Source organism: Rhodococcus sp. M8 (assembly GCF_015654185.1).
GTDB lineage: Bacteria > Actinomycetota > Actinomycetes > Mycobacteriales > Mycobacteriaceae > Rhodococcus > Rhodococcus aetherivorans.
On sequence record NZ_CP064065.1, the window covers coordinates 1,520,556 to 1,546,412 of the forward strand.

The 25,857-nt window shown below is 71.3% G+C and carries 24 protein-coding genes; 5 read left to right on the forward strand and 19 right to left on the reverse strand.

All coding sequences use genetic code 11. The features are described 5' to 3' along the window. Window positions 1-56 precede the first annotated feature (56 nt). The 3 genes from ISO16_RS06860 to ISO16_RS06870 are packed head-to-tail and all read right to left on the reverse strand — an operon-like array spanning window position 57 to window position 2,431. A complete protein-coding gene (locus ISO16_RS06860) occupies window positions 57-569 on the reverse strand; it encodes a DUF6912 family protein (protein WP_006942694.1) in 513 nt (170 codons plus the stop codon). Between the two features lie 3 nt (window positions 570-572). Then, window positions 573-1,985 carry a WS/DGAT/MGAT family O-acyltransferase gene (locus ISO16_RS06865; protein ID WP_029544608.1) on the reverse strand — a complete coding sequence of 471 codons (1,413 nt, stop codon included), beginning with the start codon at window positions 1,983-1,985 and terminating at the stop codon, window positions 573-575. After that, the gene (locus tag ISO16_RS06870; RefSeq protein ID WP_006942692.1) at window positions 1,982-2,431 is read right to left on the reverse strand and encodes an HAD-IA family hydrolase; all 450 of its coding nucleotides are present in this window, start codon (window positions 2,429-2,431) and stop codon (window positions 1,982-1,984) included. Before ISO16_RS06870 ends, ISO16_RS06865 begins: the two co-directional genes overlap by 4 nt. Window positions 2,432-2,624: 193 nt before the next feature. Here ISO16_RS06870 and ISO16_RS06875 point away from each other — a divergent pair, with 193 nt between their 5' ends. Then, complete coding sequence (locus ISO16_RS06875; protein ID WP_072635579.1) at window positions 2,625-3,128, forward strand: Rv3235 family protein; 504 nt, start codon at window positions 2,625-2,627, stop codon at window positions 3,126-3,128. Window positions 3,129-3,166: 38 nt separating this feature from the next. Here ISO16_RS06875 and secA read toward each other — a convergent pair whose 3' ends face one another. The 14 genes from secA to ISO16_RS06945 form a co-directional block, all read right to left on the reverse strand. After that, on the reverse strand, window positions 3,167-5,998 hold the full coding sequence (gene secA / locus ISO16_RS06880) for a preprotein translocase subunit SecA (protein ID WP_072635580.1): 2,832 nt from the start codon (window positions 5,996-5,998) through the stop codon (window positions 3,167-3,169). 167 nt (window positions 5,999-6,165) lie between these two features. After that, window positions 6,166-6,840 (reverse strand): ribosome hibernation-promoting factor, HPF/YfiA family, encoded by a 675-nt coding sequence (gene hpf, locus ISO16_RS06885; RefSeq protein WP_006942687.1) that lies wholly within the window; start codon window positions 6,838-6,840, stop codon window positions 6,166-6,168. 255 nt (window positions 6,841-7,095) lie between these two features. Beyond that, a complete protein-coding gene (locus tag ISO16_RS06890; protein ID WP_065922406.1) occupies window positions 7,096-7,743 on the reverse strand; it encodes a ComF family protein in 648 nt (215 codons plus the stop codon). A gap of 43 nt (window positions 7,744-7,786) precedes the next feature. Further along, window positions 7,787-9,559, reverse strand: coding sequence for an MtrAB system accessory lipoprotein LpqB (gene lpqB / locus ISO16_RS06895; protein WP_072635581.1), 1,773 nt, complete (start codon window positions 9,557-9,559; stop codon window positions 7,787-7,789). After that, window positions 9,556-11,307, reverse strand: a complete 1,752-nt coding sequence (gene mtrB, locus ISO16_RS06900) for an MtrAB system histidine kinase MtrB (RefSeq protein ID WP_072635582.1) — start codon at window positions 11,305-11,307, stop codon at window positions 9,556-9,558. The genes lpqB and mtrB overlap by 4 nt, the downstream gene beginning before the upstream one ends. Then, entirely contained in the window at window positions 11,304-11,981 is a 678-nt protein-coding gene (gene mtrA, locus ISO16_RS06905) for an MtrAB system response regulator MtrA (RefSeq protein WP_006942670.1), read from the reverse strand. Before mtrA ends, mtrB begins: the two co-directional genes overlap by 4 nt. A 5-nt stretch (window positions 11,982-11,986) precedes the next feature. After that, window positions 11,987-12,652, reverse strand: a complete 666-nt coding sequence (locus ISO16_RS06910) for a dTMP kinase (RefSeq protein WP_029544615.1) — start codon at window positions 12,650-12,652, stop codon at window positions 11,987-11,989. Between the two features lie 31 nt (window positions 12,653-12,683). Next, window positions 12,684-14,171 (reverse strand): adenosylhomocysteinase, encoded by a 1,488-nt coding sequence (ahcY, locus tag ISO16_RS06915; protein ID WP_072635583.1) that lies wholly within the window; start codon window positions 14,169-14,171, stop codon window positions 12,684-12,686. A 58-nt stretch (window positions 14,172-14,229) separates the two neighbouring features. Further along, window positions 14,230-14,892 (reverse strand): TetR/AcrR family transcriptional regulator, encoded by a 663-nt coding sequence (locus ISO16_RS06920; protein ID WP_029544617.1) that lies wholly within the window; start codon window positions 14,890-14,892, stop codon window positions 14,230-14,232. A 46-nt stretch (window positions 14,893-14,938) separates the two neighbouring features. Next, the gene (locus ISO16_RS06925) at window positions 14,939-16,423 is read right to left on the reverse strand and encodes an amino acid permease (protein WP_072635584.1); all 1,485 of its coding nucleotides are present in this window, start codon (window positions 16,421-16,423) and stop codon (window positions 14,939-14,941) included. Window positions 16,424-16,631: 208 nt separating this feature from the next. Next, complete coding sequence (manA, locus tag ISO16_RS06930; protein WP_072635585.1) at window positions 16,632-17,903, reverse strand: mannose-6-phosphate isomerase, class I; 1,272 nt, start codon at window positions 17,901-17,903, stop codon at window positions 16,632-16,634. Further along, complete coding sequence (locus ISO16_RS06935) at window positions 17,903-18,988, reverse strand: hypothetical protein (protein WP_006942656.1); 1,086 nt, start codon at window positions 18,986-18,988, stop codon at window positions 17,903-17,905. The genes manA and ISO16_RS06935 overlap by 1 nt, the downstream gene beginning before the upstream one ends. 82 nt (window positions 18,989-19,070) lie before the next feature. Further along, window positions 19,071-20,438, reverse strand: a complete 1,368-nt coding sequence (locus ISO16_RS06940; RefSeq protein WP_072635586.1) for a phosphomannomutase/phosphoglucomutase — start codon at window positions 20,436-20,438, stop codon at window positions 19,071-19,073. Window positions 20,439-20,510: 72 nt separating this feature from the next. Then, window positions 20,511-20,906 (reverse strand): DUF3499 domain-containing protein, encoded by a 396-nt coding sequence (locus ISO16_RS06945; RefSeq protein WP_170914101.1) that lies wholly within the window; start codon window positions 20,904-20,906, stop codon window positions 20,511-20,513. A gap of 88 nt (window positions 20,907-20,994) precedes the next feature. On the opposite strand from ISO16_RS06945, the gene ISO16_RS06950 reads away from it, so the two are divergent. Next, window positions 20,995-21,489, forward strand: a complete 495-nt coding sequence (locus ISO16_RS06950) for a metallopeptidase family protein (protein ID WP_037201001.1) — start codon at window positions 20,995-20,997, stop codon at window positions 21,487-21,489. 5 nt (window positions 21,490-21,494) lie between these two features. Here ISO16_RS06950 and ISO16_RS06955 read toward each other — a convergent pair whose 3' ends face one another. Then, complete coding sequence (locus ISO16_RS06955) at window positions 21,495-21,758, reverse strand: WhiB family transcriptional regulator (protein WP_170914112.1); 264 nt, start codon at window positions 21,756-21,758, stop codon at window positions 21,495-21,497. 403 nt (window positions 21,759-22,161) lie between these two features. Here ISO16_RS06955 and cofD point away from each other — a divergent pair, with 403 nt between their 5' ends. The 3 genes from cofD to ISO16_RS06970 are packed head-to-tail and all read left to right on the forward strand — an operon-like array spanning window position 22,162 to window position 25,095. Further along, complete coding sequence (gene cofD, locus ISO16_RS06960) at window positions 22,162-23,151, forward strand: 2-phospho-L-lactate transferase (RefSeq protein ID WP_029544620.1); 990 nt, start codon at window positions 22,162-22,164, stop codon at window positions 23,149-23,151. Between the two features lie 2 nt (window positions 23,152-23,153). Beyond that, window positions 23,154-24,530, forward strand: coding sequence for a coenzyme F420-0:L-glutamate ligase (locus tag ISO16_RS06965; protein WP_072635634.1), 1,377 nt, complete (start codon window positions 23,154-23,156; stop codon window positions 24,528-24,530). Window position 24,531: 1 nt separating this feature from the next. After that, entirely contained in the window at window positions 24,532-25,095 is a 564-nt protein-coding gene (locus tag ISO16_RS06970) for an NUDIX hydrolase (protein WP_072635587.1), read from the forward strand. On the opposite strand, the gene ISO16_RS06975 is transcribed toward ISO16_RS06970, so the two are convergent. Continuing rightward, a complete protein-coding gene (locus tag ISO16_RS06975) occupies window positions 25,092-25,847 on the reverse strand; it encodes an SGNH/GDSL hydrolase family protein (RefSeq protein WP_006942636.1) in 756 nt (251 codons plus the stop codon). The two genes, ISO16_RS06970 and ISO16_RS06975, sit on opposite strands and share 4 nt — an antisense overlap. Window positions 25,848-25,857 lie beyond the last annotated feature (10 nt).

The window sequence follows — 25,857 nt, forward strand, 5'->3', positions numbered from 1 at the left end:
CCTACGGAGGCGTAGGTTGCGGCGAGACAGCCGTCACACTCGGGGCCGGGAGCAGCTCAGAGCAACTCGAGCAGGAACTGCAGTTCCTGGGCGGCGTACCAGGCGAGTTCGTGGTCCTCGGCGTCGCCCAGCACGAACTCCGCCTCCTCGTCGCCGAGGTCGGCCGCGTCCACGACCGGGAGGGCACGGGCGATGTCCGGCTCCGCGGCGGCGAGGTCCACGTGCACCGACGCGACCGCGGACAGCGGCACCGGTCCGGGCAGCCGGACCACCGCATCGTCGAGATCCGGGCGCAAAGTCACCCCGTCGACGTCCGCGGCCACGACCACCCGGCGCAGGCCGAACTCGGGAGCCGGGTCGTCGTCGGCCCGGCCGGCGAGCAACCGCAACGAGGCGCGGGCCGCCTCGGCCATCGCGACCTCGGCGAGTTCCTCGTCGTCGCCGGAGGTGTACGCCTCGCGCAACGCGGGGGTGACCGCGAACGCGGTGCGGCTCACCGCCTCGAACTCGCCGTCGGCGACCAACCGCTTCAACGTCTCGATCGTGGCCGGCACGTACACCCGTGTCACAACTCACCTACTGGCATCCAACAACTCCTCGAGCGACTCGTGCAGCAGCGACGTCAGCACCTCCACATCGGGCATGGCGTCGCGGTCCGCATTCAGACCGTAGTAGACGTTGCCGTCGTACGACGTCAACGCGACGCTCAGTGCCTGGTTCTTCAGCAGGGGCGAGATCGGGTACATCTCGAGCACCCGCGCCCCGGCGAGGTAGAGGGGATGCTGCGGACCCGGTGCGTTCGTGATCATCAGGTTGAACATGCGCTGGGAGAAACCACTCGCGACACGCGCCCCGACCGCGTGCATGGTCGCGGGCGCGAACCCGGACAGCCGCATCATCGACCGCGCCGGCACCCGCCGGCCCTGCCGCGAGTAGGCCTCCCCGGCGTGCGAGATGTGGGACAGGCGGACGACCGCGTTCGGTTCACCGACCGGAAGGTCCACCAGGAAGGTCGAGACCTCCCCGCGCGGCCCCGCCGCGGACACGTCCCCACCCTCGTCGGGCGCATCCGGGTCCTGCGTGTACACCGACATCGGCACCATCGCCCGCACCACCGTCGCCTCCGTCAGCGGCTCCCCGCGTGAGAGCAGCCAGTACCGCAGCGCCCCCGCGATCACCGCCAGCACGACGTCGTTGATGGTGCAGCCGTAGCGGGCCCGGATCTTCCGGTACAGCTCGAGATCGGCCTTGACCACCGCGAACCGGCGGTTGCGCGAGATCGAGGCATTCAGCGGGCTGCCGGGCGCGGACTGGGCGGCGGTGCGCGCCAACCGGCCCACCACATCCAGCGCCTCGCCGGCGGTGGCGGCCAGATCGCCGACGGCCGCCCGCAACCCCGACACGGCCTCGCCGGGGCGGGCCACCAGCTCCGCGAGCGCGCCGAACACCAGCGCCGAGTCGCTCGGCTCCGGTTCCGGCATCCACAGCTCCTCCGGATCCACCCGGGGAGTCTCGGTGGGCTCGAAGAGCACCTGCCCGATCTCGAGTGCCTCCTCGCCGTCCACCAGGGCCGAGTGGGTCTTGGTGAACAGGGCGCACCGGTCGCCGGCCAGGCCCTCGACGAGATACATCTCCCACAGCGGGCGCGAACGGTCGAGAGGACGGGAGATCAGCCGGGCCAACAGGTCGTGCAGCTGCGCTTCGGAGCCGGGCCGCGGCAATGCCGAGCGCCGCACGTGGTAGGTGATGTCGAAGTCGCGGTCGTCGACCCACACGGGCCGCGCCAGGCCGAGCGCGACCTCGCGGGCCTTCTGCCGGTACCGCGGCACCGCCGCGAGACGTCGCTCCACCAGCCGCAGCACGTCCTCGTAGTCGAGCCCACCGCGCGGCTGCTCCAGGATGGCGAGCGAGCCGATGTGCATCGGCGTATTGCTCGTCTCCAGAAAGTAGAACGACGCGTCCTGAGCCGACATCCGGTTGGTCATCGCCCGACATCCCCCTCGTCCCGCGGCGCCCCGGCCCGCGACGACTCGCCGAGGCCGAACAGCACCGTCAATTCCGCCACCACCTCGGCGGCATCGGCATGATGCACGCCGACCATCCCCGCCGCGACCGCGCCGTCCACGTTCACCCGCAGGTCGTCGACGAACACGCACGCCGACGGTTCGAGCCCGAGACGCCGGGCCACCAGCAGGTAGCTGCGCGGGTCCGGTTTGGCGGTGCCCACGTCTCCGGACAGCACCACCTCGTCCACCAGCCGGCCGCGCCCGAGATCGCGCAGCGGGCCGGCTGCGGGACCGCCCGGATCGTTGCTGAGGATCGCGGTGCGCACGCCGCGCCGGCGCACCTCGGCGAGCACCCCACCGAGCGCGGCCGCGTCCGTGCCGGGGCCCGCGAGCACCCCACCGAAATCGAGCACCAGTCCACGCATCGCCTCACCCTAGTTCGCGAGCACCGGTTCGGCGATGCAACAGCCCGAACCGCGGCGACACCGGACCCGCCATGCTCGCGCCTCCTCGGCGCGGATGTGGCACCATGACCGGCGACTCCGTCCTCTCCCGGGGTCCGCACACCGGGCGTCGGCCGCTCCGCGCCGACGTCGCCCCCTGGATCCGGGAGAACCGATGACATCTCCGCACGACGACGCCCACTACGTCCGGCGCATCGTTCCGTTCGAGCCGCCGGTGCAGCGCTGTTGCCCGGCCGGACCGCATCGCCGGCACGCGCGGCGCCGCCTCACCCCGCACGACGGCCGCTCGGTGCGCGCCTCGGCGCCGCCGGCCGGCCGGCCGGCGGCGGAGGTGGATCCGGCGGCGCGACGGTTCGCCGACCTCGCGGCCCGGTTGATCCTCGAGGTGGCCGACCGGCGCCGCCCGGAGACCCAGCTCACCGCGGTGCTGCATTCGTCGCTGCACGCGAGCGTCGCCGCCGTGGCGAAGTCGGGCGACACGGGGACCGCGGTGCTGCTGCGGACCCGGCTGCGCGCGGTCGACGCCGACACCGCCGAGTTGTTCGGCTCCTACGGCCGCGGCCACCGCGTGTTCGCGCTGGCCGGCCGGGTCTCGCGCCATCCCACAACACGCCGGACGCCGCACGGCTGGCTGATCACCACCGTGTGGCTGGGCTGACCGGACGACGCGGCCGGGCCGGCGCTCCGGCCGGGTCGTCAGCGGCGGCGCTGCGCCTTGGTCTGCTTGCGTGCCGCCTCCCGGCGCTGCCGGCGGGTGCCCGTCGTCCCGGGCGCGGACGCGGCCGGCGACGATGTCGCGGGGCTGCGCCGCACCTGGGCACTGCCGTCCTCGGCCGGCCCGGTGTAGGTGAGGTTGCGCTCCTCGTCCTCGTCGAGCCCCTTCGCGCGCAGCGCGGCCGGAGCGGGCGCGGGAGCAGGAGGTGCCGGGGCGGGAGCAGGCTTCGCCAGGGTGGGGGCGGCCTGCGCCGTGACGGCCGCGGACGCGGCGGTGACGCTGACGCCCGGGGCCGGCTGCGGCTGCGCCGCCTCGACCTGCAGGTTGAACAGGAATCCGACGGACTCCTCCTTCAGGCCCTCGAGCATGCCGATGAACATGTCGTAGCCCTCCCGCTGGTACTCGACGAGCGGGTCGCGCTGCGCCATCGCCCGCAGGCCGATGCCCTCCTTGAGGTAGTCCATCTCATAGAGGTGCTCGCGCCACTTGCGGTCGAGCACCGACAGCAGGACGCGGCGCTCGAGCTCGCGCATGCCGCCCTCGCCGGCGACGGCGTCGATCTCCGCCTCGCGGCGGGCGTACGCGGCGCGCGCGTCCTCCAGCAGGGCCTCGCGCAGTTCCTCGCGGCTGAGGTCCGCGGGCTCGCCGTTCGTGGAGACGGTGAGTTCCTTGTGGTCGATGCCCACCGGGTAGAGGGTCTTCAGCGCCGTCCACAGCTGCTCGAGGTCCCAGTCCTCGACGTAGCCCTCGGCGGTGGCGCCGTCGACGTACGCGGTGACCACATCCGCGATCATGTGCTCGACCTGGCCCTCGAGGTCCTCCCCGCGGAGGATGCGGCGGCGCTCGTCGTAGATGACGGTGCGCTGCTGGTTCATCACCTCGTCGTACTTCAGGACGTTCTTGCGGATCTCGAAGTTCTGCTGCTCGACCTGCGTCTGCGCGCTCTTGATGGCCTTCGAGACCATCTTCGCCTCGATCGGCACGTCGTCGGGCAGGTTCAGGCGGGTCATGATCGACTCGAGCGCCGCGCCGTTGAAGCGGCGCATCAGCTCGTCGCCGAGCGAGAGGTAGAAGCGCGACTCACCCGGATCGCCCTGCCGGCCGGAACGGCCGCGCAGCTGGTTGTCGATACGGCGGGACTCGTGCCGCTCGGTGCCGAGGACGTACAGGCCGCCCGCCGCCCGGACCTTGTCGGCGTCGGCCTTGACCTCGTCGTTGATCCGCTCGATCACCTCGTCCCAGGCCGCCTCGTACTCCTCGGGCGTGTGGACCGGGTCGAGACCCCGCTTGCGCAGCTCCACGTCGGCCAGGATGTCCGGGTTGCCCCCGAGCACGATGTCGGTACCGCGACCGGCCATGTTGGTGGCGACGGTCACCGCGCCGGACCGGCCGGCCTCGGCGATGATCGTCGCCTCCTGCTCGTGGAACTTGGCGTTGAGCACGTTGTGCGGGATGCCGCGCTTGGTGAACTGCTTGGACAGGTATTCGGAGCGTTCGACGCTGGTGGTGCCGATCAGGACCGGCTGGCCCTTGGCGTGGCGCTCGGCGACGTCGTCGACGACGGCCGCGAACTTCGCCTCCTCCGTCTTGTAGATCAGGTCGCCCTGGTCCGCGCGGACCATCGGCTTGTTCGTCGGGATCGGGATCACGCCGAGCTCGTAGATCTGGTGCAGCTCCGCGGCCTCGGTCTCGGCGGTGCCCGTCATGCCGGAGAGCTTGTCGTAGAGGCGGAAGTAGTTCTGCAGCGTGATCGTGGCGAGCGTCTGGTTCTCCGCCTTGATCTCGACGCCTTCCTTGGCCTCGATGGCCTGGTGCATGCCCTCGTTGTAGCGCCGTCCGACGAGGATGCGGCCGGTGAACTCGTCGACGATGATCACCTCGCCGTTGCGGACGATGTAGTCCTTGTCGCGCTGGTACAGCTCCTTGGCCTTGATGGCGTTGTTGAGGTAGCTCACCAGCGGCGAGTTCGCCGCCTCGTACAGGTTGTCGATGCCGAGCTGGTCCTCGACGAGCTCCACCCCCGCCTCGTGCACGCCGATGGTGCGCTTCTTGATGTCCACCTCGTAGTGGACGTCCTTCTTCAGCAGCGGCGCGATCCGCGCGAACTCGGCGTACCACTTGCTCGACGCGTCGGCCGGGCCCGAGATGATCAGCGGCGTGCGGGCCTCGTCGATGAGGATCGAGTCGACCTCGTCGACGATCGCGAAGTTGTGGCCGCGCTGCACGAGATCGTCGAGCGAGTGCGTCATGTTGTCGCGCAGATAGTCGAAGCCGAACTCGTTGTTGGTGCCGTAGGTGATGTCCGCGGCGTACGCGGCGCGCCGCTCGGCGGGCGGGAGGCCGGACAGGATCACCGCGGTCTCGAGCCCGAGGGACCGGTGCACCCGGCCCATCCACTCGGAGTCGCGCTTGGCGAGGTAGTCGTTGACCGTCACCACGTGCACGCCCTCGTCGGCGATGGCGTTGAGGTAGGCGGGCAGCACACAGGTCAGGGTCTTGCCCTCACCGGTCTTCATCTCGGCGATGTTGCCGAAGTGCAGCGCCGCGCCGCCCATGATCTGAACCGGGTAGTGCTTCTGGCCCAGCACCCGCCACGACGCCTCGCGGGCCGTCGCGAACGCCTCGGGCAGCAGCTCGTCGAGGGTCTCGCCGTCCTGGTAACGCCGGCGGAACTCGTCCGTCTTGGCCCGCAACTGCTCGTCGGTGAGCGTCTCGAACTCGGGTGAGAGGGAATCGACGTGGTCGGCGATGTGCTTGAGCCGCTTGACCATGCGACCTTCACCGACTCGGAGCAGCTTCGACAGCGACAGCACGGGCGTGTTCGTCCTCAATCTCGGGTACAGCACGGGCAACGAAAATCCGGCCGAGGCCTGTATCGACCCCGGCCGGATTCCATGGTAGGCGGTCTTTCAGCGAGGTGACGACGGGCGACCGCTCGGCAGGGTGGCGCGCGAGACGCCGCCGCTCCGCGGTGCGGTCGTCACACCAGCCGGATCAATCCGTAGTCGAACGCGTGCCGGCGGTAGACGACCGAGGGACTGTCGGTCTCCTTGTCGTGGAACAGGTAGAAGTCGTGCCCCACCAGCTCCATCTCGTACAGCGCGTCGTCGACGGTCATCGGCTCGGCCGTGTGCTCCTTCGTGCGCACGATCCGGCCCGGACCTGTGGGCTCGGGCTCGTGCTGTTCCAGCGAGATCTCCGGTGAGATGCCGAGGGAGTCGTCCTTGGCGAGTTGCGCGGTGGCCTCGGCGACCGAGACGGGGGTCTTCTCCCCGTGGTGCACCTTGCGGCGGTCCTTCGTGCGACGCAACCGCGACTCCAGCTTGTCCGTCACGGACTCGAAGGCGGCGTAGAAACTGTCCGCGGACGCCTCCGCGCGCACCACCGGTCCCTTGGCCCGAGCGGTGATCTCGACTCTCTGACAACTCTTCAGCTGCCGGCGATTGCGCTCGTGCTGCAACTCCACATCGAACAGGAAGATCGTCGGGTCGAAACGTTCGAGCCGAGCGAGCTTCTCGGACACGTAGACCCGGAAGTGATCCGGGACCTCGACGTTGCGCCCCTTGACGACGATGTCGGCGCGGGGACCGTTGGACTCCGCAGTACCGGCTTCGGCCTCTGCAGCGGGAACCTTGGACTTCGAAGGGATCGTCACTCGTACCTCCCGAGTACGGCCGGCGCAGCTCGCGCGCCGGCATGATCGACGAGCGCGAAACGCGCTCCGCCCGACACGACGGTCAGGGGCGTTTTGCGCCCGCTACCTGTGTTTTCGGGTCTGAGGGCGACGGTAGTACGGAACGGCGGGGAGTGCCACCGTTCCGTCGAATTTCACGCCGTGGTCACCTCGTGGCAGGACCGATGTCCCCTTTCTCGCGGACCCACGTCCCGCGGCGCAGGGCCCTCCGGCTCGCTACGCGGCGGCGATCACCAGCACCCCGCACGGGCGATGGCCCGCGGCCCGCAGGACCCGCACCGACTCCGCCGCGGTGGCGCCGGTGGTGACGACGTCGTCGACGAGCAGCACCGCCGCCCCGGGCGGCGGACCCGCCGCCGTCCGGATCCGCACCCGGCCGGCCAGGTTGCGCTGCCGCTGGGCGGCCGACAGCCCCACCGAATCCCGGACGCCGCGCCCGGTGCCGAGGAGGCCGCAGACCTCGAGCCGCCGGTCGTGGCCGGCGGCCACGCGCGCCGCGCGCGTCACCGGGTCGCCGCCGCGTGACCGCGCCGCCCGCGCCCTCGTCGGAGCGGGCACCACGACGACGGGTCCGGCGGGCAGCTCGCCCCAGCGCCGCAACCGCGACACGGCGGTCGCCAGCGCGAGGCCGAGCGGGCCGGCCAGATCGCGCCGGCCGTGTTCCTTGGCCGCGATCACCGCGCGACGGCGGGCGCCGCGGTACGGCCCCAGCGCCCACACCGGCACGCCGGGATCGACCCGGGGCCGGACCCGTGCGGGCACGTCCGCCAGTTCCCGGGCACAGCGCCGGCACCAGCCGACGCCGGCGAGTCCGCAACCGCCGCACTCGACGGGCAGCACCAGATCCAGCAGCGAGGTCAGCACCGCGCCAGTGTGGCCGCCGGCCCCGACATCCCGCGCCGGACCGTCAGCCCGGCAGGACGGGGACCGCCTGCAGCCCGGTCAGGCCGGGTACCTCGCGCCAGTACCGGTCGCCGGCCGGATCGGCGTTGTTCAGCTGGAACACCGCCCGCGAGTCGGCCACGAACTCCGAGGTCGTCGACGCCTCGACGGCGACCACGGGCGGGGTGAGGTTCCGGCTCGGCAGGGCGTCCATGCGGGAGCCGTCCACCGCGACCTGCACGACGGGCACGTCGGAGGCGGACCGTGCCACCACCACGGTGTCCGGGGTGCTCCAGTCCAGCGACAACGCCGGGCTGCCGAGGCCGATGGCGATCTCCCGCGGCGTCGTGAGCGAGAACTCGCCGTTCGACTTCTGCACGACCACCGCGACGTACACGCGGCCGTCCACGATCATCGCCGCGCGCACGCCGTCGCGGGAAAGCCGCAGATCGCTGATCACGTTGCCCACGGCCCGCACGGAGCCGGCGTCGACGGGGAGGACGGTGACCCGGCCGGTGCCCGGCTCGCGCACCACGCGCACCACGTTCGTGCCGTTGACCACGGCCCACACGGAGTTGTCGTCGAGCGCCCACGTCGGCCGCGTGATCGATTCGCCCTGCAGGGCACGTGCCGCCGTCCCGTCGCGGTACGGGCCGATCAGCAGCTCGGCGGTGGCTTCGGGGGCGGGACGCCCGGTGTCGGCGACGGCGGCCGCGAGCTCGCCGTCGTGCGACAGCGCGACCGAGCGCAGGTTCGTCGCGGCGCCGAAGGCCCCGGGCACCGGAGTCACCCCGGTCTCGGCGACACTGACCAGCCCGCCGCCCCGCAGGGCGTGGAGGCCGATGGTGGCGCTCGAGGTGGCCAGCGGGTTCATCGACGCCACGTCCGCGGTGGTCCAGCCGTTCGGGAACCGCTCGTCCAGCGGCTGACCGTCCGCGAGCAGCACGTAGGGCCCGGTGATCTCGGCGTTGGCGAGGGTCCAGATCACCTGTGCCGCCAGCATCTCGCGGCTCTCCTTGCTCAGGGGCTTCAACCCCAGGAAGTCGATCCGGACGCCCCCGAGACCGACGCCGACCTGGGTCGTGCGGCCGTCGGCCTTGGTGATCGGCCCCCGCACGGACACCCCGGAGCCGAGTTCCGTGCGCACGGCCGGTGCCAGGGCCGCCTTCGGGCCCTCGATGAGCAGGTCGATCAGCTGTGCCGCGGTCTGGTCCTGGGTCGCGGCGATCCAGCGGGGGTCGGGCACGACTGTGCGCCCGGACGGGTCGACGAAGTACAGCGAGCGTCGCTGGTAGCCGTTGAGGAACTGCGGGCGGTCCATGACGACGCCCGGTCCCATCTCGTCGATGCGCCACTCGCCGCCCGTGAGCACGAGCGTGATCCTGGTTTCGAACGGTCCCTCGTCGGCGCGGTAGACCCCGCCCTCCTCCAGGTGCCCGACCCGGTTGGCGCGGATGACGTACGTCGCGCGCTCGGCGCTGCGCGACTCCGGCAGCACGTCGACCTTGTCCACGATCGTCGCGCTGGCGGCGTCGTCCCACCCGGCCGACATGTCGGCGGTGAGGAACTGCCGGGCCGCGAGGTGGCGGTTCGCCGGGTCGGTGCTGGCGCGCAGGAAGTCGCGCAGGAGCAGGTCCGGTTCCCGGCCCGGTGCCGGCGGGGGGACCGAGGTGGTGGTGGGCTCACGGGCGATGGTGCCGACCGCCTGCGGCGACGACGAGTCCGGCAGGCTGGCACACCCCGACACGGCGACGGTCAGGCCGAGCATCGCCGTGAGGATCGTCTTCGTGCCCCTCATGTGGCGGCTCCCTCGGGCGGGACCGGCACGTGCGCCGAATCCGCGGCCGTCCCGGCGTCGTCGCCGGTCCCGGCATCCGCCGGCTCCGCCTCGGCCGGCGCGGCCGCTCCCGGCAGCGGGCGGCCCTGGACCGCACGGACCGTGCTGGGAACGAGCGGCAGCGGACTGCGGCCGACCTTGCGTCCCCGTTCCCGCGGGAGGGTCAGCCGGAAGCAGGACCCCTGGCCGGGCTCGCCCCACGCCTCGAGCTTGCCGTTGTGAAGGTTGGCGTCCTCGACGCTGATCGCCAGGCCGAGGCCGGTTCCGCCGGACCGCCGGACCCGCGACGGGTCCGAGCGCCAGAACCGGTTGAAGACGAGTTTCTCCTCGCCCGGACGCAGGCCGACGCCCTGGTCCCGGACGATGAAGGCGGCGGCGTTGTCGTCGGCGCGCAGGCGCAACAGGATGGGTTTTCCTTCCCCGTGGTCGATGGCGTTGGCGAGCAGGTTCCGCAGGATGCGCTCGACGCGGCGCGGATCCACCTCGGCGGTGACGGGTTCGCCGGGCAGGTCGACGATCAGCTCGGTCCCGCTCTCGCGGGCGAGGTGCCGGACGGTGGAGACCGCGGCACGGGCGCACATCCGCAGGTCGAGCTGCTCGGCCGCGAGCTCGGCGACGCCGGCGTCGTGACGGCTGATCTCGAGCAGATCGCCCAGCAGGCTCTCGAACCGGTCGAGCTCGGTGACGAGCAGCTCCGAGGCCCGCTTCAGGGACGGGTCGAGTTCGTCGCTGCCGTCGTGGATCAGGTCGGCGGCCATCCGCACCGTCGTCAGCGGGGTCCGCAGCTCGTGACTGACGTCCGAGGTGAACCGCTTCTGCAGGTTGCCGAACTCCTCGAGCTGCGTGATCTGCCGCGACAGGCTTTCGGCCATCTCGTTGAAGGACATGGCCAGGCGCGCCATGTCGTCCTCACCGCGCACCGGCATGCGTTCCTTGAGCCGGCCGTCGGCGAACCGGACCGCGATGCGCGACGCCGAGCGGATCGGCAGCACGACCTGGCGCGCGACGATCATCGAGATCGCGGCGAGCAGCACGAGCAGCACGCCGGCGCCGACGAGCAGCGTGCCCCGCACCAGCGACAGCGTGTTCTCCTCGCCCGCCAGCGGAAACACCAGGTACAGCTCGAGGGTGGAGATGTCCGACGCCGTCGGGGTGCCCACGATCAGGGCCGGGCCGGAGTAACCGTCCGGATCCGACACGGTCGCGAACTGGTAGGAGATCTGGCCCTTCTGCACGAAGGCGCGCAGGTTCTCGGGGATCTGGTCGGCAGGACCGCTCGACGTCGGGGCGCGCGGTCCGTCGCCCGGCACGATCAGCACCGGGTCGAAGGTGCCCGCGACGCCGGTGTCCTGGCCGGCGTCGCTGCCGCGGTTGGTCAATGCCGCGGCGGCCCCGTCGAGCCGTACCTGCAGCGAACCGGAGTCGTCGGCGCCGGCGAGCTGGCCCTCGACGAGTGCGCGGGAGCGCTCGACCTCCTCGGTGGCAGCGTTGATCTTCACCTCGAGCAGCCGCTCGGTGATCTGGCTGGTGAGCACGACACCGAGGACGAGCATCACGATCAGCGACAGCGACAGGGTCGAGACCACGACCCGGAGCTGCAACGATCGCCGCCACGTGTGGGCGAGCCGGTTGCTCACCGCACGTGACCACCTCAGCAGCGGCAGGGTCCTCCTCGTGATCCGCCGCCGCAGTCGGTACCCACCGATCACGGCGGTCCGGCCTTGTAGCCGACGCCACGCACCGTCAGCACCACCTCGGGATTCTCGGGATCCTTCTCGACCTTCGCGCGCAACCGCTGCACATGGACGTTCACCAGGCGGGTGTCGGCCGCGTGCCGGTAGCCCCAGACCTGCTCGAGCAGCACCTCACGGGTGAACACCTGCCGCGGCTTGCGCGCGAGCGCCACCAGAAGATCGAACTCGAGCGGCGTGAGAGAGATCAGTTCGTCCCCGCGGCTGACCTTGTGGGCGGGAACGTCGATGGCGATGTCGCCGATGGAGAGCACCTCGGCCGGTTCCTGCTCGGTGCGACGCAGCCGCGCCCGAACCCGGGCCACGAGTTCCTTGGGCTTGAACGGCTTGACGATGTAGTCGTCGGCGCCGGATTCGAGCCCGAGCACCACGTCCACGGTGTCCGACTTGGCGGTGAGCATCACGATGGGCACGCCCGAGTCGGCCCGCAGCACCCGGCACACGTCGATGCCGTTCATGCCCGGGAGCATGAGGTCGAGCAGGACGAGGTCGGGCCGGATCTCCCGGACCGCGTTCAGCGCCTGCGAACCGTCACCCACCACGTACGGCTCGAATCCCTCGCCCCGCAGGACGATCGTGAGCATCTCGGCGAGCGCGGTGTCGTCGTCGACAACCAGAATCCTCGGCTTCATGGCTTCTATCGTGTCACTCCTCGACCGTGGTGAAGCTGATTTGAGATCTCGGCGGCGAGTTGTCGCGGATCGGCGTCGGGTCCGGCAACCCGCCACGGCGACATCCACTGTCGGCGTGCGAGGTCGTCGTACACCTGCCCGGTCCGGGCCTGCAGACCCGAGTCCCGTTCGTACGCGTCCCGATCGCGGGCCGTGTCGGCAGCGGCGCGACTGCGGGCCCGCTGCGCAGCCAATTCCACGGGTACCCGCAGCAGCAGCTGCAGATCCGGTACGGGCAGCGCGAACCGATCGAACTCGAGCTCGCGGACCCATTCCACCGACGGCCCCGAGCCGTCCTCGTGGTGCCGCGCGGCGGTGTAGGCGGCGTTGGACGCGACATACCGGTCGAGCAGCACGATGTCGTTGTCCGCCAGGAGCTTCCGCAACTCGTCGGCGGCGTCGCGCCGATCGAGGGCCCACAGCAGGGCCATCGCCTCGATGCTCGAGGCCGCGTCACCGTGCCGGCCCCGCAGGGCCTCGGCACCGAGGTCGGCGTGCACCGACACGCCGTAGCGCGGAAACGCGAGCGTCGCGACGACGAATCCCGCAGCGCGCCAAGCCTCGACGAGGCCCGCGGACAGTGTCCGCTTGCCGGCCCCGTCGAGCCCCTCCACGACGATCAACGCGCCCATCGGCGGTGTCCTGCGATCCTCGCTACCGTGCTCAGTACCGGTAGTGCTCGGGCTTGTACGGGCCCTCCACGTCGACCCCGATGTACTCGGCCTGGTCCTTGGACAGCTTGGTGAGCTCGCCGCCGAGGGCCTCGACGTGGATGCGGGCGACCTTCTCGTCCAGGTGCTTGGGCAGGCGGTAGACCTCGTTGTCGTACTCGTCCGGCTTGGTCCACAGCTCGATCTGGGCGATCACCTGGTTGGCGAACGAGTTGCTCATCACGAACGACGGATGGCCCGTGGCGTTGCCGAGGTTGAGCAGCCGGCCCTCGGACAGCACGAGGATGGAATGCCCGTCGGCGAAACGGAACTCGTCGACCTGCGGCTTGATGTTGATGCGGGTGACGTCCGACGCCCGCTCGAGGCCGGCCATGTCGATCTCGTTGTCGAAGTGGCCGATGTTGCCCAGGATCGCCTGGTGCTTCATGCGGCGCATGTGGTCGAAGGTGATGATGTCCTTGTTGCCGGTCGCGGTGATCACGATGTCGGCCTGCTCGATGAAGCCCTCGACCGTGACGACATCGAAGCCGTCCATCAGCGCCTGCAGCGCGTTGATCGGGTCGATCTCGGTGACGGACACGCGCGCACCCTGCCCGCGCAGCGCCTCCGCGCAGCCCTTGCCGACGTCCCCGTAGCCGCACACCAGGGCGGCCTTGCCGCCGATGAGCACGTCGGTACCGCGGTTGATGCCGTCGAGCAGCGAGTGCCGGGTGCCGTACTTGTTGTCGAACTTGCTCTTGGTGACCGAGTCGTTGACGTTGATCGCGGGGAACGCCAGGTCGCCGCCGGCCGAGAGCTGGTACAGCCGCAGCACACCGGTGGTGGTCTCCTCGGTGACGCCGCGCACCGACTCGGCGATCGCCGTCCACTTCTTCGCGTCCTGCGCGAGGGACTCGCGCAGGAGCGCCAGGAACACCCGGTACTCGGCGGAGTCGTGCTCCTCGTCCACCGGCGGCACCACACCCGCCTTCTCGAACTGCGCGCCCTTGAGCACGAGCATGGTGGCGTCACCGCCGTCGTCGAGGATCATGTTGGCCGGCCGCGGTGTCCCGTCGGCGGCGGCGGGCCAGGTGAGCATCTGCTCGGCAGCCCACCAGTACTCATCGAGGGTCTCGCCCTTCCACGCGAACACCGGCACACCGCGCGGGGCCTCCACGGTGCCGTGCGGGCCGACGACGACCGCAGCGGCGGCATGGTCCTGGGTCGAGAAGATGTTGCACGAGGCCCAGCGCACCTCGGCGCCGAGCGCGACGAGCGTCTCGATCAGCACGGCCGTCTGGACGGTCATGTGCAGCGAGCCGGAGATCCGCGCGCCCTTCAGCGGCAGCACCTCCGCGTACTCGCGGCGCAGCGCCATCAGGCCGGGCATCTCGTGCTCGGCCAGCCGGATCTCCTTGCGGCCGAATTCGGCGAGGGACAGATCGGCGACCTTGAAGTCGATCCCATTCAGCTGGTCGGCCACGAGCTTGGTGTCGGACACGTGAGAATGCCTCTCCTGTTGTCAGTCGGTTCTGCCAACAGGCTATACAACTCGCTGCTCAGTCGTGCCGGGCGGAGCGATCGATGAACGGCCCGAGCAGCTCCGCCAGGTCCGCGGCGACGTCCCGGTCGGACTCGGGCGGCATGGAGATGTAGCTCATCGCGATGCGCACGATCGCGCGGCCCAGGATGCCCGCATCCGACGCGGACGCCTGGACCCAGCTGCGCTGGAAGGTTTCCGACAGCCGGGCGGAGGCCCGCTCGATGAGCGGCGCCGAATCGGTGGTGATCAACCGCAACAGGTCCGGCTTGGCCTCGCCGCGCAGCAGCGACTGGATCAGCGGGTCGGCGCTGCTCTCGACGAAGAACGACGTGAACCCCTCGACGAGGGCGTCGCGCGCCTGCCCCACATGGCTGTAGATCGCGTCGTCGACGGCGTCGACGAACTGATCGACCAGGCGCAGGGCATACGCCTGGGCCAGGCCCTGCCGCGAGGCGAACTCGTTGTAGAGCGTCTGCCGGCTCACACCGGCGCCCCGGGCGACGTCCGTCATGGTGACGGCGGACCAGTCGCGGGCGGTGAGCAGGTCCCGCATGGCATCGAGCACCGAGTTGCGCAGCAGCATCCGGCTGGCCTCGTGGAACGGTACGCGTTGCCGGTCCTCGGGTTCCCCGGCTCGCGGGGGCTCCCCGGCGGGGGACGATTCGTGCACGATCGACATGCCGCGACGTTTTCACGCGGGGCGGGTCCCGTCAACACGAATGGAGCTAGCGGCGCGGCGCCGCCGGTTCCGCCAGTACCGAGTGCCGGCGACTGTAGGTGAAGTAGACGACCACGCCGATCACCATCCACACCACGAACCGCAACCACGTCTCCACCGACAGGTTGGCCATCAGCCACACGCACGCGAGTACCGCGAGAATCGGCACGAGCGGCACCGCGGGCACCCGGAATCCGCGCTCGAGATCCGGACGGGTCCGGCGCAGCACGATCACCCCGATCGAAACCAGGACGAACGCGAAGAGCGTCCCGATGTTGACCATCTCCTCGAGGGTGCCGAGCGGAATGAGGCCGGCGAGGACGGCAACCACGACCGTCACCAGCACGGTCGTCCGCACCGGGGTACCGTGCCGGCCGGTGTGCGACAACCGTCGCGGGACGAGGCCGTCGCGTGCCATCGCGAACAGCACCCGGGTCTGGCCCAGCATCAGGACCATCACGACGGTGGTCAGGCCGGCGAGGGCACCGACCGAGATGAGGTTCTTGGCCCAGTCCATCCCGTTCAGCGCGAACGCCGTCGCGAGCGTCGACTCGTCTCCGGCCAGTTCCTTGTAGTTCACCATCCCGGTGAGGACGAGGCTCACCGCCACGTACAGCACGGTGACGATCGCGAGGGAGCCCAGGATCCCGATGGGCACGGCCCGCTGGGGATGCCGCGTCTCCTCCGCGGTGGTGGCGACCACGTCGAACCCGATGAATGCGAAGAACACCAGGCTCGCCGCGGCGAGCAGGCCGTACCACCCGAACGTGCTGCCCCCGGCCCCGGTGAGGAACGAGAACAGCGACTGCCGCAGGCCCTCACCGGTCGAGGCAGATTCCGACGGCGGGACGTACGGGGTGTAGTTGTCGGTGTCGATGTAGAAGACGCCGAGCGCGACAACGAACAGGACGACGGCGATCTTGATCGAGGTGATCACCAGCGACACGCGCGAGGAGAGCTTCGTGCCCGTGGCTATGAGTACGCCGATCACCACGACGATCAGGATCGCACCCCAGTCCACCTTCACGGGCCCGAGAGCAGCCACCGGCGACAGGCCGCCGAGCACCTCGCCGAGATACAGCGACCAGCCCTTGCCGACCACGGCGGCGGCGAGAGCGAACTCGAGGATGAGGTCCCAGCCGATGATCCATGCGACGAACTCGCCGAACGTCGCGAAGGAGAAGGTGTAGGCGCTCCCGGCGACGGGCACGGTCGACGCGAACTCGGCGTAGCACAGCGCCGCGAGCGCGCAGGCCACAGCCGCGAGCACGAACGCGAGGGACACGGACGGGCCGGCGACGTTCCCGGCCGTCCGGGCCGTGAGGGTGAAGATGCCGGCGCCGATGACGACGGCCACGCCGAACACGATCAGGTCCCACGCTGTGAGGTCCTTGCGCAGACGGGAATCCGGTTCGTCGGTGTCGAGGATGGATCGCTCCACCGACTTGGTCCGGAACAGTCCGCTGCGGGATACGCCGCCGGTCTCGGTCATCGGGCACTCCCCTTTCTCCGGAGCGGAAGTACCCGGAGTGGCGCCCTCCCAAGCCTAAGCCACGGGGGTACGGAACAGATCGGGCTCGAGGTGGATCAGCCGAACGGCGGGGACGGCGGCCCCGACCCGGGCCTCGGGTCGTCGATCGCGGACAACGAGCCGAGGGAGAACAGCACCCCGTCGTCGATCGGAAACGAGCGTGTTTCCGCTAGTCGACGGGAACGCCGGTCTCCGCCAACCGCGCGCGGAACAATTGCGCCGGCTCGCCGGCCGCCCGCACCGTGACGGCGGGGTCGGAGGCCGACAGCCACACCGCCTGGCCGGCCGACAGCTGCAGGCTCCGCCCACCGCATTCCACCCCGGCCACCCCGGCGGTGCACAACAGGATCTGCGGGCCGCACGGCGGCAGGGTGACGGCGTCCGGTGCGGCACCGGAGCCGGCGGCGACGTCGACGCGTGACAGCGCGAACTCCGGGGCCGGAGTCCGGTAGCGCACCTCGCCCGGCCCGGACGGCTCCGGTTCGAGGATCGGCACATCCACGGGACGGAAATCGAGCACCCGTAGCAACTCCGGCACGTCGACGTGTTTCGGCGTGAGGCCGCCGCGCAGCACGTTGTCCGAATTGGCCATGATCTCCACGGCCATGCCGTGCAGGTACGCGTGCAGGTTCCCGGCGGCGAGGAACAGGCCCTGTCCCGGCTCGAGCGTGATCCGGTTGAGCAGTACCGCAGCGAGCACCCCCGCATCGCCCGGGTAGAACTCGGCCAGCTGCAGCACGGTCCGCACCTCCTCGGCGAACGAGGCCGTGCCGTTGCCGTTGTGCGTCGCCAGGTACGTCACGCAGCCGTCGAGTACCCGCGGCAGCAACGCCGACAGCACCGACTGCGGCAGGGTGATCCAGATGGTGAACAGCGCCCGCAGGCCGTCCGAGTCGGGCTGCCCGGCGAGCAACCCGATGTACGGGTCGAGCTCGGGAACCTCGAGGGCGCCGAGCAGCTCGACGGTGCGGTGCGGATCCCGGAAACCGGCGAGCGCCTCGAAGCGGGTGAGCGCGACGACGAGTTCGGGCTTGTGGCTCGCATCGCGGTAGTTCCGCACCGGCGACTCGAGGGGCAGGCCCGCGGCCTCCTCCCGGGCGAAGCCCTCGGCGGCCTGTTCGGCGCTCGGATGGGCCTGCAACGACAGTGGCTCCTCGGCGGCGAGCAACTTGAGCAGGAACGGCAGCCGGGGTCCGAACCGGCTCAGTGTCGCCGGCCCCAGATGCCCGCCCGGATCGGCCTCGAGCACGTCGAGCAGCGATGCGCTCCCGCCCGGGCTGTCGCCGTTGGCGCTCACCACGCGCGCCGGGTCCGCGGGATGCGCACCGAGCCACAGTTCCGCCTCCGGATGTGCGGACGGCACGGTACGGCCGCACAGCGCCGCGATCGCGGTGCGCGAACCCCAGGCATACGAACGCAGCGCACCTTCGAGTCGGAGCACTAGCAACCACCGACCAACCGCAGATAGGCCGCGGCCATCTCGAATCGCACGGCCAGCACCGCCACCTGCTCCGGCACCGGCGGCACCGCCTTCGCCTCGAACTCCCCCACCACCGATACCAACTCCATGTCCGGCAGCGCTGCCGCGCGCCGCTCCGCCTGCCGCCGATCCTCCTCCACGCTCAGCACGAACACCCGCGCCGGGGGTGCGGGCACCGGCCCGTCGAGCTGTTCGTCGTGGAAGAACGGATCGTAGGGTTCCCCGCTCGCCGGCGGCCTCGCGATGAGCCGGTCCCGGGCGGCGAGGACGTCCGACAACGCCGACGCCGACGCGATCACCCCGGCCACCTGCAACAGGGACTCCCCGGCGTGCCGGGCCAGCGCGGCCGTCACCGCGGAGTCGCCGGCCAGCGCCACCCGACGCGACTGGATGCGGGCCGCGAGCGCCTTCGCCGGGTTGTGGAACACCTCGCTGCCCGGCTGGTCGCGACCGGCCTCCGCGTCCGCCGAATCGGCGAGGTCGGCCAGCGGGGGAACCGCGCCCGCCGTGCGGGTGGCCTCCATCGCGACCACCACCGCGAGGAACACGGCGAGGTGCCGCAGGAGTGAGTACGCCACCGGCACCCGGATCCGCGGGGGCAGCAGCGTCGCACGGCCGGCGGTCGCCGCCCGGATCGGCCCCTCGTCCGGGGCGTCGACGACCACCTCGGCCCCGCGCCGCAGGGCCGCGGCGACCGACTCGGCGAGCTGCGGGTCGCCCGCGTCGTCGCCCGCGACGACGACGACGTCGAGCGGGCCGACCCACGGCGGCGTGACGGGGGCCGTGACCAGCGGCACGGCCGAGCGGGCCGCAAGCATCGCGACGACCAGCTCGCCCGCGCGCGCGGCGCGCGCGTCGCCGCACACGAGCACCACGCTGCGGGGGTGCAGGCCGTGCAGGCGGTCGAGGATCTGCTCGTCGACGGCCGCGGCGGTGGCCCGGATCTGGGCCCCACCGAGCGCGGCGAACCGCAGGATCCCGTCGACGTCCGCGTCGATCAGGGCGTCCGTGTCGTCCAAGTCGAGGAACGAAGAGGGAGCCGTCATGGCTGCGCCACCATCCTTCCGACTCGAACCGTCCCGGCGCCGGGCCCCGGGAACTCGATTATCCCCGCCACGGATACTTCCGTCACGCGCGCACGATTGCCAGGATTTCCCTCACCAGCGCGTCGACCTGTTCGGCGGTGCGGGCCTCGACGTTGAGCCGCAGCAGCGGCTCGGTGTTGGAGGCGCGCAGGTTGAACCAGGCGCCGTCGGCGAGGTCGACGGTGACGCCGTCGAGCCGGTCGACCGATTCGGCACGATCGCCGAATGCCTCGAGCACGGCGGCGGTGCGCTCCGCGGCGTCGGCGACGGTGGAGTTGATCTCCCCGGACGCCGCGTACCGGTCGTAGCCGGCCATCAGCTCGGACAGCGGCCGGTCCTGCCCGGCGAGCGCGGCGAGCACGTGCAGCGCGGCGAGCATGCCCGAGTCCGCGCCCCAGAAGTCGCGGAAGTAGTAGTGCGCGGAGTGCTCCCCCCCGAACACGGCCCCGGTCTCGGCCATCTGCTGCTTGATGAACGAGTGCCCGACGCGGGTGCGGACGGGCTTGCCGCCGAGTTCGGCGACCAGTTCCGGCACGGCGCGCGAGGTGATGAGGTTGTGGATGATCGTCGACCCGGGTTCCTTGGCGAGTTCCCGCGCGGCCACCAGCGCGGTGACCGCCGACGGAGTGACCGGCTCGCCGCGCTCGTCGACGACGAAGCAGCGGTCGGCGTCGCCGTCGAAGGCGAGTCCGAGGTCGGCACCGGATTCGCGCACGAGCTTCTGCAGGTCCACCAGGTTGGCGGGATCGAGCGGGTTGGCCTCGTGGTTGGGGAAGGTGCCGTCGAGTTCGAAGTACAGCGGCACGAGGTCGATCGGGAGCGCGCCGAACACCGCCGGCACCGTGTGCCCGCCCATGCCGTTGCCGGCGTCGACGGCGACCTTCAGCGGGCGCATCGCCGACAGTTCCACCCGCGAGCGGACGAACGCGGCGTAGTCGGCGAGCACGTCCCGTTCGGAGACGGTGCCGGGGGCGCCGTCGAAGTCCGGGACGCCGGCGACGAGTTCGGCGGCGATGGTGGCGAGGCCGGTCTCCTGCCCGACCGGCTTCGCCCCGGCCCGGCACAGCTTGATGCCGTTGTAGCGCGCCGGGTTGTGGCTCGCGGTGAACATGGCGCCGGGGGCCTCGAGGATGCCGGAGGCGAAGTACAGCTGGTCGGTGGAGGCGAGTCCGATGTGCACGACGTCGAGTCCCTGGGCGGTGACGCCGGCGGCGAAGGCCTGCGACAGCTGCGGGGACGATTCGCGCATGTCGTGGCCGATCACGATGCGGGTGGCGCCGCCGTCGCGCGTCAGGCGAGCGAAGGAGGCTCCGACATCACGGACGAACCCCGCATCGAGCTGTTCTCCCACCACGCCACGCACGTCGTATGCCTTGACCACGGCGGACACGGACTCGGCAGATCTCGCCACTGTTGCTGCTCCTGATCGTCGACTGGCACCGCCGCCTCCGCGGCGGGGCACGGTCAGCCTAGTGGGCGACGATCAGGACGTGGGATCGGGCAACACGCGCAGGTGGCCACGGCGGCCGGTGCGGGCCGTGGGCGGCGCGGCCAGCGCCGTGGGGACACCGGAATCGGTGTCGTCGGAGTCGGTTCGGGCACGCTCGCCGAGACCGGCCTCACGCACCGCCTCGGCCAGGGCGGTCAGGTCGTCCTCGTCCGGAGTGCCGGTGGTGAAGGCACCCTCGTACCGGACCAGCTCCCACCCCTTCGGCGCGGTGATCCGCGAGCCGTGCGATTCGCACAGATCCCACGAGTGCGGCTCGGCGACTGTCGCCAGCGGACCGACGACCGCGGTGGAGTCCGAGTACACGTAGGTCAGCGTCGCAACAGCAGGGTTCTTGCACCCAGGCCGGCAGCATCGACGCAGTGATCTCACAGTCGGAGAGTAGCGCGCCGTCCGCCCGGGGACTATCCGGACACACCGGAGAACCCGGTACGGATTTTCGTGTCGTACTGTCCAGAGCATGCACCGATCGCGCCGTTCCCGCCCCGTGACGTCCCGCTCGGTCGCGCGACGCGGCCGCGGCGTGCGCGGGCCGTTGTTCCCGCACGAGTTGCCGGCGTGGCGCTCACGGGCGGAGAAGTTCGACCTGCTCGTGCTGGGGGCGTTCGCCCCGATCGACGCGCAGTGGCACGACCGGCTGACCAAGCTCGATATCGCCGTCGACGAGGTGCCCAAGATCCGCGCCCTCGACCCCGACTCGGTGAACTGGCCGTCGGAGGTGGTCGCGGACGGTCCGGTGCCGCTGTCGCGACTCGTGCCCGCGGGGATCGACCGCCGCGGCGCCGCGACGCGGGCCCGGATCGTGCTCTTCCGCCGCCCGCTCGAACTGCGGGCGAAGGATCCCGAGGATCTCACCGACCTGGTCCACGACGTGCTCGTGCACCAGGTCGCCACCTACCTCGGCGTGGAACCCGAGGTCATCGACCCCGAGCTCGGCGGCTTCGACGAGGACTGACGTCCTCAGACGATGCCGCGCTTGAGGCGCCGGCGCTCCCGCTCCGACAGACCGCCCCAGATGCCGAAGCGCTCGTCGTTGGCCAGCGCGTATTCGAGACACTCGTCCCGGACCTCGCAGCCCAAGCAGATCCGCTTCGCCTCCCGGGTCGATCCGCCCTTCTCGGGGAAGAACGCCTCGGGATCCGTCTGCGCGCACAGCGCGCGTTCCTGCCACTGTTCGTCGCCACCGTCGGACGGGTCGCCGAAACCATCGATCAGGCTGAGCACGGGTCGCGCGGGCGCGTCCCCCCCGATGCCGTCGATGTCGTCCCGAACGTCCTCGCCTGCAGTGTCGATGCCTGCAGTGTCGATCCGAGAGCTCTCGAACCATTCGCGCTCGTCGGCCATCGTTCGCCTCCTCACCTGCAGCGCTGCAACTCTCGTCGAAACCGGCCCACTCCGCGCCATCCCCGGTCGAACATGCGTTCGAATGCAGTTCACCACAACCGATCTCGGCCCCGGTTCACTGGAAATGACACTTATGTGATTAGACACGTGGGGCGTGTCGCGGTCAAGCCGAGCGGCGCCGCTGCCTTACCATCCGGGGTTCTCCACCGTGCCGGTGCGCACCCGCCGCCCGGGCGCGCAGGCACCCCGGCAGCCCACCCGGCGCACCGCCTAGGCTTGCCCTGTGAACGTGACTGTATTGGTCGGCGGCGTCGGAGGTGCGCGTTTTCTCACCGGCGTGCGCCGGCTCCTCGGCATCGAACCCGGCCGCGACCTCGACCCCGACGCCGCACACCGGGTCACCGCGATCGTCAACATCGGCGACGACGTCTGGATGCACGGGCTGCGGATCTGCCCCGACCTGGACACGTGCATGTACACCCTCGGCGGCGGGATCGACACCGAACGCGGATGGGGCCGGGCCGACGAGACCTGGCACGCGAAGGAGGAGCTGGCGGCCTACGGCGCCACACCCGACTGGTTCGGTCTCGGCGACCGCGACATCGCGACCCACCTGCTGCGCACCCAGTTGCTGAGCGCCGGATACCCGCTCTCGGCCGTGACCGAGGCCCTGTGCGACCGGTGGAAGCCCGGCGTCACCCTGCTCCCGGTCTCCGACGACCGCAGCGAGACCCACGTGGTCATCACCGATCCGGCCGACGGCGAGCAGCGCGCCGTGCACTTCGAGGAATGGTGGGTCCGGCACCGCGCGCAGGTCCCCACGCACAGCTTCGCGCACATCGGCGCCGAGAAGGCCGCCCCCGCTCCCGGAGTGCTCGCGGCGATCGAATCGGCGGACGTGGTGATCCTCGCCCCGTCGAACCCGGTGGTGAGCATCGGCGCGCTCCTCGCGATCCCCGGCCTGCGCGGCGCTCTGCGCACCACGTCCGCGAAGATCGTCGGCCTCTCGCCGGTGATCGACGGAAAGCCGTTGCGCGGCATGGCCGATGCCTGCCTCGACGTGATCGGCGTCGAGTCGACCGCCCAGGGCGTCGGGCGGCACTACGGCGCCCGCAGCGGCGCGGGCCTGCTCGACGGGTGGCTGATCCATTCCACCGACACCGCCGATGTGCCCGGCGTCGAGGTGCGCAGCGTGCCGCTGCTCATGACCGATCCGGACGCGACAGCCGAGATGGCTCGCGCCGCATTAGAACTGGCAGGAGTGACCCCGTGACCATGCCCACCGACACGGCCACCGGGACCGCCGCCGGAGTGCGCGACCACTCCCCCGGGCGGCCGATCGAGATCCTCCCGGTGCCGGGCCTGCCCGAGTTCCGGCCCGGCGACGACCTCGCCGCCGCAGTGGCCACCGCCGCACCCTGGCTCGCCGACGGGGACGTCCTCGTCGTCACCAGCAAGGTCTTCTCCAAGGTCGAGGGCCGCATCGTCGACGCCCCCACCGATCCCGAGGCCCGCGACACGCTCCGGCGCCGCCTCGTCGACCAGGAGGCCGTACGCGTGCTCGCCCGCAAGGGCCGCACCCTCATCACCGAGAACCGGCTCGGGATCGTGCAGGCAGCCTCCGGGATCGACGGCTCCAACGTCGCCGCGTCCGAGCTCGCCCTGCTGCCCGAGGACCCGGACGCGAGCGCCGCGGCGCTGCGGGAGCGCCTGGGGACCCTGCTCGGCGTGACGGTCGCGGTGGTCGTCACCGACACGATGGGCCGGGCCTGGCGCGTCGGCCAGACCGACGCCGCGATCGGTGCGGCCGGGATCCCGGTCCTGCACGAATATGCCGGATCCCGGGACGCACAGGGCAACGAGCTGTTCGTCACCTCCGTCGCCGTCGCCGACGAGATCGCCGCCGCGGGCGACCTCGTCAAGGGCAAGCTGGGCGGGGTACCGGTCGCGGTGGTCCGCGGTCTCGACCTGCCCGACAACGGTTCCACCGCACAGGAACTGATCCGCGGCGGGGAGGACGACCTGTTCTGGCTCGGCACCGCCGAGGCACTCGAGCAGGGCCGCCGTGAGGCGCTGCTGTTGCGCCGGTCGGTGCGCGAATTCTCCTCGGAACCGGTCGATCCCGAGGATCTGCGGGACGCGGTCGCCGAGGCGCTCACCGCTCCGGCGCCGCACCACACCCACCCGGTGCGGTTCGTCTGGGTCCGCACCGAGCAGGTCCGCCGGCGGCTGCTCGACCGCATGCGCGAACGCTGGGCCGCCGACCTCGCCGGCGACGGGCTCGACCCGGCGGCGATCGACCGCCGGGTCGGCCGCGGCGCCCTCCTCTACGGCGCCCCCGAAATGGTGATCCCGTTCTGGGTTCCCGACGGCGCGCACAGCTACCCCGACGCCCGCCGCACCGCCGCCGAGGCCACGATGTTCACCGTCGCCGCCGGCGCTGCCGTGCAGGGCTTGCTGGTCTCGCTCGCCGTGCGCGGGCTCGGCAGCTGCTGGATCGGGTCGACGATCTTCGCCCCGGACGTCGTGCGGCGTGAACTCGGCCTGCCCGGGGACTGGTCGCCGCTCGGCGCGATCGCGGTCGGGCACCCCCTCGAGCCGGCGACGCCGCGCGTCGCCCCCGCGGCCGGCGACCTGCTGCTGGAGCTTTGAGGTGACCGCGTCCACGCTGCACGCCTCGGCCGTCGACCGGCTGCAGAACTGGCGGACCGACTCGGTGGACGCGGAGTCGCTGCGGCACACCATGCTCGCGTTCCTCGACGCCGCGCCCGAGGGGTGCCTCCGCAGGCACGTGCCCGGGCACGTCACGGCGTCGTCGCTCGTGCTCGACGCCGACCGCCGGCACGTGCTGCTCACCCTGCATCCCCGGGTGGGGCGGTGGATCCAGCTCGGCGGGCACTGCGAGGAATCCGACGAGACGGTCGTCGGGGCGGCGCTGCGGGAGGCGACCGAGGAGTCCGGCATCGAGAACCTGGTCATCGATCCGGAACTGCTCTCGGCGCACACCCATCCGATCACCTGCTCGCTGGGCCGCCCGACCCGGCACCTGGACCTGCGGTTCCTCGTCGTCGCGCCGCCCGGGGCCGTGCCCGTCCGCAGCGCGGAATCGACCGACCTGCGCTGGTGGCCGGTCGACGCGCTGCCGCCGGAGGCCGAGCACGACACCCTCGGGCACCTGCTCGGCCTCGCCGCCGTACGCACCGGGGCGGGCCGTTAGACCGGTTGCAGCGTGGGGCGTTTCGGTTCGATGCCGTCGCCCGAGGAGGTGCCGCGCAGGCGCCGCCCGACCCAGGGAATCAGGAATTCGCGTGCCCACCGGCGGTCCTCGGCCCGCTTGGCCGCCGAGACCACCGGCGCGGCATCGAACTCGGCCGGGGTGAGCGTGTGCGACACACCGAGGAGATCGAGCACGCGGATCGCCATGTTCCGGTGCCCGGCCGGCGACATATGGAGCCGGTCGAAATCCCACATCCGCAGGTCGCGGTACTCGTCGAACCGCCAGAAGTCGACGATCGCCGCACCATGGCGGTCGGCGATCGCCCGGACCAGCTCGTTGTAGACGGCCCAGCGGCCGCGCAGCACCCCGAACACCGGCGCCCAGCTGCCGTCGTAGGCCGTCCACACGAGCACCCGTGCACCCGTGGCGGCAAGCTTGCCGATGGCGTCGTCGTACTCGGCCGCCAACGCGTCGAGGTCAAGCTTCGGGCGCATGAGGTTGTTGCCACCGGCGTAGATCGTCACCAGGTCGGGTCGCATCGCGATCGCCGCGTCGAGCTGCTCGTCGAGGATCGGGCGCAGCAGCCGTCCGCGCACGGCGAGGTTCGCATACCCGAACCCGGGGTTGTCGCGGGCGAGCTCCTCGGCGACGAGGTCCGCCCAGCCACGCAACCCGTTGGGCCGGGCCGGATCCGGGTCCCCGACGCCTTCGGTGAACGAATCACCCAGCGCCACATACCGTTCGAACTTCATTCGTGGACCC